Origin of the sequence: Blautia sp. HCP3S3_C12 (assembly GCF_052064155.1) — a bacterium.
Lineage (GTDB): Bacteria > Bacillota > Clostridia > Lachnospirales > Lachnospiraceae > Blautia_A.
Genome location: NZ_JBQHWC010000026.1, coordinates 1 through 14496, shown reverse-complemented (window position 1 = coordinate 14496; position 14496 = coordinate 1). Strand labels below are relative to the sequence as shown.

Genomic DNA, 14496 nt, shown 5'->3' with positions numbered 1-14496 from the left:
ACTAATACGCGAATATGTGTATAGTAAATTGAGATAATAGATTCAGAAGATGGAGGAAGAAAAGATGGCAGAAAAAAAGATTAAAACCATTGGTGTCCTCACCAGCGGTGGTGACGCACCTGGAATGAACGCTGCAATCCGTGCGGTAGTCAGAAGAGGTTTAAGCAATGGACTTAATGTAAAGGGTATTCTTAAAGGATACAATGGTCTGCTGAACGAAGAGATTATCGACATGAGCGCCAAGGACGTTTCAGATACGATTGAACGTGGAGGTACAGTCCTTTATACAGCACGTTGTGCAGAGTTCCGTACAGAAGAGGGACAGAAACGAGGTGCTGAGATCTGTAAGAAGCATGGTATTGACGGACTTGTAGTTATCGGTGGTGACGGATCCTTTGCAGGTGCACAGAAGCTTGCAAACCTGGGTGTAAATACCATTGGATTACCGGGAACCATTGACCTTGATATTGCATGTACGGAATATACAATAGGTTTCGATACAGCTGTTAATACAGCAATGGAAGCAATTGATAAGGTTCGTGATACTTCTACTTCTCATGAGAGATGCAGTATTATCGAGGTTATGGGCCGTGGAGCAGGTTATCTGGCTCTGTGGTGTGGTATTGCAAATGGTGCTGAGGATGTTTTGATTCCTGAAAAATATGACTATGATGAGCAGAAGCTGATCAACAATATTATTGAAAGCCGTAAGAAAGGCAAGAAGCACCATATTATCATCAACGCAGAGGGTATCGGACATTCTGAGGCTATGGCAAAGCGTATTGAAGCTGCTACAGGTATTGAGACTCGTGCTACTATCCTGGGACACATGCAGCGTGGTGGAAGCCCTACATGTAAAGACCGTGTATATGCGTCGATGATGGGAGCTCTGGCTGTAGATCTTCTGATTGCAGGCAAGACATGCCGAGTTGTTGGATATCGTCATGGCGAGTTCGTAGACTTTGACATCAATGAAGCACTGGCTATGCAGAAGGGTATTTCTGATTACCAGTGGGAAGTATGCCAGTCACTTTCTCATAATTATGATAAAAATAATAAATAACAAATGAATAATAAAATGCAGTTAAATGACAGACTGCATAAATTAAATACTGCTCAGATAATTACTTTTGGTTTTGCAGGAGTGATTATCTTGGGGGGATTGCTCCTGTGGCTGCCGTTTTGTGCGGTGCCCGGGAATCATACTTCTTTTTCTGATGCAATGTTCACAGCGACTACCTGTGTCTGTGTGACCGGACTGGTCACAGTGGTAACAGCATCACACTGGTCCATGGCAGGCAGAGTGATCATTCTGCTACTGATCCAGATTGGAGGTGTGGGACTGATCTCCCTGGGCAGTATTATTTTTATAAGTCTGCGGAAAAAAATATCATTAAGAAACCGCCGTATTATACAGGAATCCTATAACCTGGACAGAATGAGCGGGATGGTGGTTGTGGTGAAGAGAGTACTGCTCTGTGTTATTGGAGCAGAGGGAATCGGGACAGTATGCTATGCTTTTCGGTTTGTACCGCAGTTTGGTGTGGTAAGAGGAGTTGGACAGTCTGTTTTTACAGCAGTATCAGCCTTCTGTAATGCAGGAATTGATCTGTTGGGTGAGGAGAGTCTGGCACCTTATGTGTCCGACCCTGTTGTAAATTTTACAACTATGGGACTGATCATTATGTCTGGACTTGGATTTGTGGTCTGGTGGGATCTTTGGGATAAGATAAAAAAAGTATTTCGCAGAAAGCTTTCTGTTGGCAGGATATATCGTTCTCTGCGGCTTCACAGCAAAATCGTTGTCACAATGACAGCGATTCTGGTTATAGGTGGTACGGTGCTGATCTTTCTGTTTGATTTTCATAATCCGGACAGTATGGGCGGGTATTCCACAGGAACAAAGCTTATGGCATCCATGTTCCAGGCTGTGACAACCAGGACAGCAGGATTTTTTACCATAAGTCAGGAGCGGTTTTCTAATGCAACCTATTTACTGTGTCTGCTGCTGATGATTATAGGTGGTTCGCCTATGGGTACTGCCGGTGGAATCAAAACGACTACTATTGCAGTCCTTGCAATGAGCCTTCTTGCAAATCTGCGGGGAAAAAACGATGTGGAAGCCCATAACAGGAGAATCAGGGAGAGCTATCTGCGCTCTGCGATTGTAGTGGCAGGTATGGGGCTTTTTACAGTAATTGTAATGAGTATCCTGCTCTGTGCTGCTATGCCTGAAGCGCCTGTGGCAGATGTGATTTATGAAATTACTTCTGCAGCAGCTACCGTTGGTCTGAGCCGGGGACTGACTCCCCAGTTGAGTACAGCAGGTAAATGGATTGTGATCATTACCATGTATCTGGGAAGGATTGGTCCTCTGACACTGGGAACAGCGGTGACAGTACGTGCTCAGAAGAGATCTCCCAATGCACATCTGGCTGAGGAAGATATTATGATCGGTTAGGTTATGAATATAAGGAGGACGGCAGGATATGAATAGTAGATCCTATGCGGTGATCGGGCTGGGGCAGTTCGGGATGACGGTAGCACTTACATTGGCGGATGCCGGCTGTGATGTATTAGCTATTGATGACAGAGAGGAAAATGTACAGGACATTGCGGAGAAGGTTTCCTATGCTGTGAAAGCAGATGTGAAGGAGCCGGGAATCCTTCAGTCTGTGGGAGTCCAGAATGTGGATGTGGCCGTGATCGCAGTGGCAGAGAATATGGAAGCCAGTATTATAGCCGCCATGCAGGTGAAGGAGCTGGGAGTACCTTTTGTAATGGCGAAAGCCATGAATGCACTTCACGGCAGAATCCTGGAGAAGATCGGTGCAGATAAGGTGATATATCCGGAGCAGTCCATGGGAGTCCGGGTTGCCAGAAACCTTCTGTCCAGTGGATTTTTGGATACCTTTGAATTGTCACCGGAGTTTAGTATGGCGGAATTTAAAATTCCTGACAGTTGGGTTGGTAAAACTTTACGTGACCTGAAAATCAGAGAGAAAAATAAAATCAATTTGGTAGGGCTGAAGCAGGGAAATGATGTAGATATTAATCCCAATCCTGCTGAACCGCTGCCGGCAGACTGCACAGTGATGGCAATAGGAAAAAACGAGGACCTGAATAAGGTTTCCGGAAATTGAGGATAAAATATGATTACCAGTGTAAATAACGGACAGGTAAAAAATATTATACAGTTAAACCAGAAGACAAAAGCCCGGAGAGAACAAGGGCTTTTTGTTGCAGAGGGACGAAAGATGTTTGGAGAAGCTCCGGCAGACTGGATCGAGAAGGTGTACGTGTCAGAGACACTGACTTCTGATCCGGTATTGATGGAGCAGGTAGAGAAGCTTCCCTATGATATTGCGGCAGACTCTGTTTTTCGGCAGATGAGTGATACCCAGACACCCCAGGGAATCCTTACCGTGTTAAGAAGACCTTCCTATACTCTGGAAGACATTCTGGGAGGTAAGAATCCTTTGGTTATGGTTTTGGAGGATCTGCAGGATCCTGGAAATGCAGGGACTATTCTCAGAACAGGGGAAGGCGCCGGGGTAAGCGGGGTTCTTCTTACCAGAACCTGCGTGGATATTACAAATCCCAAAGTAATAAGATCTACCATGGGATCTGTCTACAGAATACCTTTTCTATATGTAGAAAGTGTGGTATCATTGACTCAGGAACTGAAAAAACATAATATCCGTACCTTTGCCGCACATTTGAAAGGGCGCAATTCCTATGACCAGGAATCTTATACAGGAGGAACGGCCTTTCTCATTGGTAATGAAGGAAAAGGACTGACAGAGGAAGCAGCAAACAGTGCAGACTGTCTGATCCGTATTCCTATGTGTGGAAAAGTGGAATCTTTGAATGCTGCTATGGCTTCGGGGATTCTGATGTACGAGGCTGCGCGTCAGAGACGGCAGCAGTAAGCCTTGGAAAGGGGGAGTTTCATGCAACCTTTGATCTGGCTGGGTATTCTGGCGGCATTGCTTTTTATAGAAGCGATTACCGCAGGACTCACCACCATCTGGTTTGCCGGAGGGGCATTGATCGCAGCGATTGCGTCTTATGCCGGGGCAAATCTGACAATACAGATTTTACTTTTTCTCTGTGTTTCTGTGGTACTTCTGATTTTTACCAGACCGGTAGCTATGAGGTATTTTAATAAAGAAACCGTACAGACAAATGCAAACAGTCTGATAGGGAAAAAAGCAGTCGTGATCCAGGAGATTGACAATCTGGCACAAACCGGTCAGGTGCGGATCAATGACATTGAATGGACTGCCCGGTCTGTGGATGACGAAGCAAAAATTGAAAAAGATACCATAGTAGAGATCCGGGAGATCCAGGGTGTGAAGCTTATCGTAAAAAAGACAGACCAACCGTAATTGAGAATAAGGAGGATAAAGTTATGGGAGGAGCAATATTTCTGATTGTAATTATTGTGATTGTAGCATGGGTGCTTGCATCCTGTATTCGCATTGTGCCGCAGGCATATGCGGTGATCCTGGAGAGACTGGGAGCTTATCAGGCTACCTGGAGTACAGGTATTCATTTCAAGGTACCTTTTATTGAGCGCGTGGCAAGAAAGGTGAATCTGAAAGAGCAGGTTGTAGATTTTCCACCGCAGCCGGTTATTACCAAAGATAATGTAACTATGCAGATTGATACCGTTGTGTTTTTCCAGATTACAGATCCCAAGCTTTATACTTACGGTGTAGAGAATCCAATTATGGCTATTGAGAATCTGTCTGCTACAACATTGAGAAATATTATTGGTGACATGGAACTGGATGAGACCCTCACTTCCCGTGAAACTATCAATACCAAAATGAGAGCTTCTCTGGATGAGGCTACTGATCCATGGGGAATTAAGGTAAATCGTGTGGAGCTGAAAAACATTATTCCGCCGGCTGCCATTCAGGATGCTATGGAGAAGCAGATGAAAGCAGAGCGTGAGCGTCGAGAAGCTATTCTGATCGCAGAAGGCCAGAAGAAATCAACAATCCTTGTGGCAGAGGGTAAGAAACAGTCTGCGATTCTGGATGCAGAGGCTGAAAAACAGGCAGCTATCCTTCGGGCAGAGGCTCAGAAAGAACGTATGATCAAAGAGGCTGAAGGTCAGGCAGAGGCAGTACTGAAAGTACAGAATGCCAATGCGGAAGGTATCCGCATGATCCGTGAGGCAGGCGCTGACCAGGCAGTGCTTACACTGAAGAGTCTGGAAGCCTTTGCCAAGGCTGCAGACGGAAAATCAACCAAGATCATTATCCCTTCAGATATTCAGGGAATCGCCGGTCTGGCAAGCTCTCTGAAGGAGATCATCACTGAGCCGGAGAATAAATAATATTAACGAACAGTAGTAAGCAATTGACATCGAGGAGAAGATTATTATGAACTTAAAAGGAAGAAATTTTCTGACATTAAAAGATTTTACACCGGAAGAAATTACCTATCTGATTGATCTGGCCGCAGAGCTGAAGGCAAAGAAAAAAGCCGGAGAGCTTCATGAATATTACAGAGGAAAAAATATTGCACTTATTTTTGAAAAAACAAGTACAAGAACCCGTTGCTCCTTTGAGGTAGCTGCCCATGATCTGGGAATGGGAAGTACCTATCTGGATCCTTCAGGATCTCAGATAGGAAAGAAAGAGAGCATTGCAGATACAGCCAGAGTTCTGGGAAGAATGTATGATGGTATTGAATATCGCGGTTATGGACAGGATATTGTAGAGGAACTTGCAAAATATGCCGGAATTCCTGTATGGAATGGTCTGACAAATGAATATCATCCTACACAGATGCTGGCAGATATGCTTACGATCCGTGAGCATTTTGGAGATCTGAAGGGACGTAAGCTGGTATATATGGGAGATGCCCGATACAATATGGGAAATTCCCTGATGATTGCCTGCACAAAACTGGGCATGCATTTTGTAGCCTGCACTACAGAGAGATATTTTCCAAATGCAGAGCTGGTAGCACTGTGTGAAAAATATGCCCAGGCTTCCGGCGGAAGTGTTACTCTGACAGAAGATGTGGAGGTAGGAACAAAGGATGCAGATGTGATCTATACAGATGTATGGGTTTCTATGGGAGAGCCGGATGAAATCTGGGAAGAGAGAATCCGTGACCTTACACCTTATAAGGTAACAGCACAGGTTATGAAAAATGCCGGTGAGAAAGCAATCTTCCTTCATTGTCTTCCTGCTTTTCACGATCTGAAGACAAAGATCGGCAAAGAGATGGGTGAAAGATTCAATCTGACAGATATGGAAGTGACAGACGAAGTATTTGAATCTGCACAGTCCAAGGTATTTGATGAAGCTGAGAACCGTATGCATACTATCAAAGCTGTGATGGTTGCTACTTTGGGAGAACCGGAGAAGGAATAATCGTGTTAAAATCAGCAGAATATAATGAGAAAACAATATTACAGGCAATCAAGACAAAATGGGCGGGCAAAACCGTCTATTTTGCTGAAAAGGTGGATTCTACCAATTCCTGGATCAAGAGACTGTCAAAGGAAGGGGCAGAGCACGGAACTCTGGCAGTAGCAGAGTTCCAGTCTGCAGGCCGGGGACGTTTTGACAGAAAATGGGAAGCGCCGGAGGGCAGTTCTGTTATGATGACGATTCTCCTCCGTCCGGAATTTGAACCTCAGTATGCATCTATGCTGACCCTGGTCATGGGACTTGCTGTTGCGCAGGCAGTGGATGAGTTAGGATTTAAAGTAAGTATTAAGTGGCCCAATGATGTGGTGCTTTCCAGAAAGAAAATCAGTGGGATTCTGACTGAGATGGGAACTAACGGTACAAAGATCGGTTATGTACTTATCGGAGTGGGAATTAATGTGAATCTTTGGGAATTTCCGGAGGAAATGCAGGATAAAGCAACTTCTCTTGCTATGGAAAGTGGACAGGAGTACGACCGTAATCAGATCATCGGGCTTGTGATGAAACATTTTGAAGAGGATTATGAGCGCTTCATTCAGACCTGTGATTTTGAAAATCTTCTGGAAGAATACCACAGGATCCTGGCTAATCTTAACCAGCCGGTAAGAGTTCTTAACGGTGCAGACAGTTTTGAAGGAGTTTCCAGAGGAATTGATACAAAGGGGAATCTTCTGGTAGAAAAAGCGGATGGAACAGTGACAAAGATCAGCGCAGGGGAGGTATCTGTGCGGGGATTATACAGTTATGTATGATTGAGAAATGTATTATGCAGAATATATTGATTTTCGTATAATCAGAAAGCGATATTGTGATTAAGAAGGTTAATAGTATCACACATACAGGAGGAAATATTTTTATGTATCAGGATAATATTGTGCTCTGTGGTGCAAGCGCTTATGAACAGAAATTTTATTTTAACCAGGATTTTAATGCCCTTCCGGATCATGTGAAAAAGGAATTGCAGATTATGTGCGTCCTTTTTACAGAGGATGTGGGAGGAATTCTTACATTGGAGTTTGCTCAGGATGGAACTCTGGAATTCAAAACAGAGGCATTAGAGGCAGACGCCCGTTATGATGAGATTGGCAGTGCTCTGAAAATCAAGCAGATCCAGACTGAGAAAAAAGAATTGCTGGAATCTCTGGAAATGTATTATAGAGTATTTTTCCTGGGAGATATTACAGAGGATGATCTGAAAAAAGTTCCGCATAGCGAGGAATAAATATGGAAGCAGGATTAAAAAAGGCACAGTGTAACCACAGACAGAATGAGATCCGGGGAAGGGATATGAGCTGGAAAATTGGCAATGTACGAATTGAGAATCCGTTTGTACTGGCACCTATGGCAGGAGTGACGGATATGCCATTCCGTACACTGTGTAAGGAACAGGGAGCGGGATTAATCTGTATGGAAATGATCAGTGCCAAAGCCATTTCTTTCCATAATAAAAACACCATTGCCTTGATGAAAATTGATCCCTGTGAACATCCGGTATCCATGCAGCTTTTTGGCAGTGAACCGGAATTGATGGCAGAGGTTGCGAAATCCATTGAGGATAAGGATTTTGATATTTTGGATATTAATATGGGCTGCCCGGTACCCAAGGTGGTAAACAATGGAGAGGGCTCAGCATTACTGAAGAATCCGGAGTTGATTGTGCAGATTATAAAAAGTGTGTCTTCTGCCATTCAAAAGCCTGTGACTGTAAAAGTGCGTATTGGTTTCGAAAATGCACCGGTGGACATTGTGGAAATTGCCAGGCGGGCAGAGGATGCCGGGGCAGCAGCCATTGCTGTTCACGGCAGGACCAGACAGCAGTACTATTCCGGCACAGCAGACTGGGATATAATTCGTCAGGTCAAAGAGGCAGTTTCTATTCCTGTGATTGGAAATGGAGATGTAGATTCACCGTTGAAAGCGGAAGCACTGCTGAAGCAGACTGGCTGTGATGGAGTAATGATTGGAAGGGCTGTCAGGGGAAATCCCTGGATTTTCCGGGAGATGAACCATTATTTCCAAACCGGAGAGCTTTTACCCAGACCTTCCTCAGAGGAGATCAGGGAAATGATCCTGCGCCATGCCAGAGCGCAGATTGCGTTAAAGGGAGAGTTTACAGGAATCCGGGAAATGCGTAAGCATGTAGCCTGGTATACAGCCGGTATGAGACACAGCGCAGGATTGAGAAGAGCATCCAATACAATAGAAAGTTATGAAGCACTACAGGAATTGCTGATGAAATTATAATGTCAGCATTTATGTATTGTTGATTTTGGATACGTTACTGTGAACGGAGTGAACAGTAACGAAAAGTGCCCGGAATGCTTGACAATCCGGGGGCTTTTTTGTATAATACAGAAATTGTGAATATCCTAGAATAAGTCTGCCCTTTTTTAGGTATGATGTATCGGGGAACACATAAATCCATGTAATGATCCGGTTGCCATAAGTGCATGAGAGAATCCGGATATTGAAAGGGAGTAAGGTTATAATGGAAGAAAAGAAGAACTTACTGACTTATGCAGGACTTAAAAAACTGGAAGAAGAGCTGCATGATTTAAAGGTAGTAAAGAGAAAAGAAGTAGCAGAAAAGATTAAGGAAGCCAGAGAACAGGGCGATTTATCTGAGAATGCTGAGTATGATGCAGCAAAAGACGAACAGAGAGACATTGAAGCACGTATTGAAGAGATTGAGAAAATCTTAAAAAATGCAGAAGTTGTAGTAGAAGATGAGGTTGATCTTGACAGAATCAACGTTGGCTGCAAGGTAAAAGTACACGATTATGAATTTGAAGAAGATATTGAGCTGAAGATTGTAGGTTCCACAGAGGCAAACAGCCTGGAAGGCAAGATCTCTAATGAATCTCCTGTTGGAAAAGCACTGATGGGTGCACATACAGGTGATGTAGTAGAGGTAGAGATGCCGTCCGGAATCATGAAATACAAAGTTCTGGAGATTCAGAGAAATATATAAGACACTGAGAGACACAAATATATAAGGAGGAACCAAGGTGGCACAGCAGAAGCAGCAGGAACAGGATTTAAACCAGTTACTGAAGGTTCGCCGGGATAAACTGGCAGAGCTTCAGGCCAACGGCAAGGATCCGTTTCAGATCACAAAATTTGACCAGACACATCATTCACTGGAAGTAAAAGAGCTTTATGAAGCACATGAGAAAGAACTGTTAAAGGATCGTACAGAGCCGGACGTAGCAGATCTTGACGAAGAGCAGGCAAAGGAAGCCCTGAAAAAAGATTACGAAGAAAGAAGAAGCATTATGGATGCCAGCCCAATCCATGTATCTATTGCTGGCCGTATGATGTTTAAACGTGTTATGGGAAAAGCTTCTTTCTGCAATATCCAGGATTTACAGGGAAATATTCAGGTATATGTAGCAAGAGATGCCATTGGGGCAGACTCCTATGCAGATTTCAAGAAATCTGATATCGGTGATATTTTTGGTCTGGAAGGCTTTGCATTCAGAACCAGAACCGGTGAAATTTCTATTCATGCAGAGAAGATGACTCTTCTTTCCAAGAGCTTACAGATTCTTCCGGAGAAATTCCACGGACTGACAGATACGGACACCCGTTATCGCCAGAGATATGTAGACCTTATCATGAATCAGGACAGCAAGAAGGTATTTATCAAACGTTCCCAGATTCTGAAAGAAATCCGTAACTTCCTTGCAGACCGTGACTTCATGGAAGTGGAAACTCCGATGCTGGTTGCAAATGCAGGCGGTGCTGCAGCAAGACCGTTTGAAACTCATTATAATGCACTGAACGAAGATGTTAAGCTTCGTATTTCTCTTGAACTTTATCTGAAGAGACTGATCGTTGGTGGTCTTGAGAGAGTTTATGAGATCGGACGTGTATTTCGTAATGAAGGTGTAGATACCCGTCATAATCCGGAGTTTACTCTGATGGAGCTTTATCAGGCATATACAGATTATGAAGGCATGATGGAACTGACTGAGTCTATGTTCCGTTATCTGGCAGAGAAGGTTTGTGGTTCTGCGAAGATTTCCTACAATGGTATCGAGATCGACCTTAGCAAACCTTTTGAACGTCTGACCATGAATGATGCGATCAAGAAATATGCAGGAATTGACTTTGATGAAGTTGCAGATGATGAAGCAGCTAAGAAGCTTGCAGATGAGCATCATATTGAATATGAAGAACGTCATAAGAAGGGTGATATCATCAACCTGTTCTTCGAGGAATACTGTGAAAAAGAACTGATCCAGCCAACCTTTATCATGGATCATCCAATCGAGATTTCTCCGCTGACAAAGAAGAAACCTTCTGATCCGAATAAAGTAGAGCGTTTCGAGCTGTTCATTAATACATGGGAAATGTGTAACGCATATTCCGAGCTCAATGACCCGATTGACCAGAGAGAGCGTTTCAAAGCACAGGATGCTCTTGCTGACGCAGGAGATGAGGAAGCAAACCACACAGATGAAGACTTCCTGAATGCACTGGAGATCGGTATGCCGCCTACAGGTGGTATCGGATACGGAATCGACCGTCTGGTTATGCTGCTTACAGACAGCCAGGCAATCCGTGACGTACTGCTGTTCCCGACAATGAAGTCACAGGGGGCAGCAAAGAACGAAGCAAACAATGCTGCACAGGAAACAAAGCCAGTTGAGAAGATTGATTTTTCCAAAGTAAAAGTTGAGCCATTATTCGAAGAAATGGTTGATTTCGATACTTTCAGCAAGTCAGATTTCAGAGCTGTAAAGGTAAAAGCATGTGAAGCAGTTAAGAAATCCAAGAAGCTGTTACAGTTCACTCTGGACGATGGAACAGGCATAGATCGTACCATTTTAAGCGGTATTCACGCTTATTATGAGCCAGAAGAACTGGTTGGAAAAACACTGATTGCTATCACAAACCTGCCGCCAAGAGCTATGATGGGAATTGATTCCTGTGGAATGTTACTTAGTGCAATCCATGAGGAAGAGGGCGAAGAAAAACTTCATCTTCTGATGGTTGATGACCATATTCCAGCAGGTGCAAAGTTATACTAAGAGCAAAAAATAATAATAAATAATCATGTAGTTTGTACCAATTTTCGAGGTTTTGTACCAATACGTTCCTTTCTTTGGTCTATTTTTGCATTTCTCGTTGTCAACTTAGAAGCTTTTTTGGGAAAAAACTGGTTGTATACAGCTTTTTTGCCGCGCTGCTGCTGTTCGGCATTATTACGGGAACGCTGATTACACCGGAGGAGCTCACTGTCAACTACATTGTGTTCATGGTGGCAGCGCTGCTGCTGTTTACCGCCAGAACGGCGGTCATGAACGGGCTGATTCTGAGCAGTATGCTGCTCTATATCGGACTTGCTTTCTTTGCGCAGCACAACCCAATTCTATCCAAAAACCTAGTGAATGTTATTCTGTACGGGGTGCTGAGTATGCTTCTGACTGCCACGATGATGCGAAGCAAGCTCCAGAGAATCCTGTACCATAAGGAAAAGGAAACGTTGGAAGTCAGCAAGCGCGAATCGCAGGAACGAATCCTGAATTACGAGAGATTCCTCACGGACATGGTTCGGTATGCCGCTTCAGAAGAAAATCCGGACAAAGTACTGAATCAACTGGTGGAGTATATCGGACAGCGTGTGACCGCCGATCGAGCGTACATCTTTGAACAGAATGACCGCGGAACGTTTGACAACACCTACGAGTGGTGCAAAGCGGGCGTATCGAAAGAAAAAGATAACTTGCAGGATGTGCCGTATGAAGGCATCATTGAAACATGGTTTGCACAATATCAAGAATCCAACAATGTCATCATCCATGACATTGAAGAATGCAAAATAACAAGCGAAGCCATCTATGAACGGCTGAAACCTCAGGGTGTCAATACCCTTGTGACAGGGCCAATCAAAATCAACGGCAAGATGGTCGGATTCTACGGTGTGGACAATCCTCCCGAAGAGAAACTGCATGAGATCTCGAATCTGATAGATATGATCGAGTTTATGATTTCTTTTATGATAAGACTGCGCGATAATGCAGATGCACTGGAGTACAGTGCATTATATGACCAGCTCACAGATTGTAAAAACAGAAAAGCACTGGATTGGGCGTACACAGAAAAGCTGGAGAAGTACTTTCCCCTGGCGGTTGTCATGTGCGACATAAATGGCCTAAAGGAAATAAATGACCAAAAGGGACATGATGCCGGTGATAAATTCATTGTGCAGACCGCACAGACGCTGAAATCTGTGTTCGGAAAGCGTCATGTGTATCGGTTTGGCGGAGATGAGTTCATTGCGGTTCTGCCAAACATCACACATCCGGCGTTTCAGAAACTACTGGAAACGGCAAAAAGCCAACTGGGTGCTACCGCGTCCCTCGGTACGACGATAAGCGGCACAAAGGATACGGATTTTCAGACGCTTCTGAAAGCCGCAGATGCGGAAATGTATGAAAACAAGAAGCAATACTACATCGTGACAGGAAAAGATCGGAGAAAGCACAGCTTGTGAGAGGGAAAGACCGTGAACCTGATAATTGAATTAAAAAAAAAGGAAGAGATATTGACCCTGGCGCGTTGATATCTCTTTTTTCGTGAAAGAAAAGACTACTCTGCAATTGTCCATAAAATGAAGAGTAGCCTGATCCAATGCCCGGATGGAGGGTGATGCATCTCCTGTATTTAGGGGGTGCAATTGTTTCCTTGTATCAAAATGGTGGTTGCAATGAATGCAAAGTAGGCTGTTATCTGTACTCCCGAAATCCTTTATTTTCAATGATTTTTGCATTTTTATATACAGTTAGCCTAATCTGAGTTATAATGAGAACAGCCTATACGGGTGTACTCTATAACGATAACGCAGGAGGGCATTATGGCTATCGTTAAAAAATGAAACAGCATCCGCCATTACCGCCGTCAAGGTATGAGGTTGGCATCTATTGCCGGGTCAGCACTGCAAGTAAAACACAAGTCGTGAGCGCTGGTCATCAGCTTTCCGGCCTTATTGCGGATGTGGCTAATAGCCAGCAGGAGCGGCTGTATGACGTCTATTTGGATATTCAGTCCGGCAGGACATCAGATAACCGTAAGAATTTAATGCGGCTCCTGGACGATTGCAGAGCCGGGAGAGGGACTCTTGTGTACACCAAGTCCATCAGCCGATTTGCCAGAAACACGGTGGATGTTCTGACTATTGTTCGGGAACTGAAAAAGGTGAATGTCCCGGTCTACTTTGAGAATGAGCAGCTGTATTCCTTTGACAAGGAAGCGGAACTTGCAATCAGCCTTCATGGAGCCATTGCCCAGGGCGAGTCTGAGAACAAGAGTGAGAATATCAAGTGGAGTCTGGATAAGGCTGCCCAGAACCCGGATGCACAAATATATAACCGAAAATGCTACGGATACAGCAATGCCGAAGATGGCAGCCTGGTAATCAACGAGTCGGAGGCAGAAGTAACATTGAGCGCCATGCAGATGGTACGGTAACCAGAAAGGTCAAGAGGTACACTGGGAAGAAAGAGTGAATATTGGTTTAAAGAGTATTTTGACTCGTTGTTTAGCGATTTGGTTAAATCCCAATAAATTAATTTTATAGGGAACAGAAAATTTGAAGTTGCAGAATTGATAAATTTACCTTTCGAAGAAAAAACAGTAATCTTGTATAAGAATAAAAAAACAAGCATTATCCATCAATTCAAATATAAGGTAAAAAAGAGTATCAACCGACGAGGAGAAAAATAGATGAATATTACAAGTCTTGAAATTGCACAGGCAACAATGGATATGTTCTTTTGTTTGTTCTGTCTAATAATATTTGTTTCAATTAAAGCAAATAATCCAAAACAGAAGAGTATGAGGATGTTCGTTCGATTATTTCTTATTGCTACAGTTCTGTTTTTTGGAGAGACTTTGGCATATATTTTTAGAGGTAACCTTGGTCTTTTTAATATTTTAGTAACTAGTACATCGACCATTTAATAAGTACCATATTAAACAGATGCAGACTCAGTCTCTTCAATATCATCCATTTTGTATTTCCAGTGGTAAA

The 14496-nt window shown here is 43.6% G+C and carries 14 protein-coding genes; all 14 read left to right on the top strand.

Going from position 1 to position 14496, the window contains the following annotated elements; genetic code table 11:
* Positions 1-64: 64 nt before the first annotated feature.
* The gene (gene pfkA / locus ACTNDS_RS15345) at positions 65-1063 is read left to right on the top strand and encodes a 6-phosphofructokinase (RefSeq protein ID WP_186995094.1); all 999 of its coding nucleotides are present in this window, start codon (positions 65-67) and stop codon (positions 1061-1063) included.
* 81 nt (positions 1064-1144) lie between these two features.
* Positions 1145-2461, top strand: coding sequence for a TrkH family potassium uptake protein (locus ACTNDS_RS15340; RefSeq protein WP_441036712.1), 1317 nt, complete (start codon positions 1145-1147; stop codon positions 2459-2461).
* A gap of 28 nt (positions 2462-2489) precedes the next feature.
* Positions 2490-3143, top strand: coding sequence for a potassium channel family protein (locus tag ACTNDS_RS15335; RefSeq protein ID WP_441036692.1), 654 nt, complete (start codon positions 2490-2492; stop codon positions 3141-3143).
* 9 nt (positions 3144-3152) lie between these two features.
* Positions 3153-3932, top strand: a complete 780-nt coding sequence (locus tag ACTNDS_RS15330; protein ID WP_441036691.1) for a TrmH family RNA methyltransferase — start codon at positions 3153-3155, stop codon at positions 3930-3932.
* A gap of 21 nt (positions 3933-3953) precedes the next feature.
* Positions 3954-4391: an NfeD family protein gene (locus ACTNDS_RS15325; RefSeq protein ID WP_303242693.1), complete on the top strand. Its 438-nt coding sequence runs from the start codon at positions 3954-3956 to the stop codon at positions 4389-4391.
* Between the two features lie 23 nt (positions 4392-4414).
* A complete protein-coding gene (locus ACTNDS_RS15320) occupies positions 4415-5350 on the top strand; it encodes an SPFH domain-containing protein (RefSeq protein ID WP_173743355.1) in 936 nt (311 codons plus the stop codon).
* A 46-nt stretch (positions 5351-5396) separates the two neighbouring features.
* Positions 5397-6398 carry an ornithine carbamoyltransferase gene (argF, locus tag ACTNDS_RS15315; RefSeq protein WP_173743356.1) on the top strand — a complete coding sequence of 334 codons (1002 nt, stop codon included), beginning with the start codon at positions 5397-5399 and terminating at the stop codon, positions 6396-6398.
* Positions 6399-6400: 2 nt separating this feature from the next.
* Positions 6401-7210 carry a biotin--[acetyl-CoA-carboxylase] ligase gene (locus ACTNDS_RS15310; RefSeq protein WP_441036690.1) on the top strand — a complete coding sequence of 270 codons (810 nt, stop codon included), beginning with the start codon at positions 6401-6403 and terminating at the stop codon, positions 7208-7210.
* Between the two features lie 104 nt (positions 7211-7314).
* Positions 7315-7680, top strand: a complete 366-nt coding sequence (locus ACTNDS_RS15305; protein ID WP_441036689.1) for a DUF6145 family protein — start codon at positions 7315-7317, stop codon at positions 7678-7680.
* A 65-nt stretch (positions 7681-7745) separates the two neighbouring features.
* The gene (gene dusB / locus ACTNDS_RS15300) at positions 7746-8702 is read left to right on the top strand and encodes a tRNA dihydrouridine synthase DusB (RefSeq protein WP_173743368.1); all 957 of its coding nucleotides are present in this window, start codon (positions 7746-7748) and stop codon (positions 8700-8702) included.
* A gap of 244 nt (positions 8703-8946) precedes the next feature.
* The gene (greA, locus tag ACTNDS_RS15295; RefSeq protein ID WP_019160344.1) at positions 8947-9429 is read left to right on the top strand and encodes a transcription elongation factor GreA; all 483 of its coding nucleotides are present in this window, start codon (positions 8947-8949) and stop codon (positions 9427-9429) included.
* Positions 9430-9466: 37 nt separating this feature from the next.
* A complete protein-coding gene (lysS, locus tag ACTNDS_RS15290) occupies positions 9467-11494 on the top strand; it encodes a lysine--tRNA ligase (protein ID WP_433844699.1) in 2028 nt (675 codons plus the stop codon).
* 74 nt (positions 11495-11568) lie between these two features.
* On the top strand, positions 11569-12960 hold the full coding sequence (locus ACTNDS_RS15285) for a diguanylate cyclase domain-containing protein (protein WP_441036688.1): 1392 nt from the start codon (positions 11569-11571) through the stop codon (positions 12958-12960).
* A gap of 377 nt (positions 12961-13337) precedes the next feature.
* The gene (locus tag ACTNDS_RS15280; protein ID WP_441036687.1) at positions 13338-13934 is read left to right on the top strand and encodes a recombinase family protein; all 597 of its coding nucleotides are present in this window, start codon (positions 13338-13340) and stop codon (positions 13932-13934) included.
* The last annotated feature ends 562 nt before the right edge of the window (positions 13935-14496 follow it).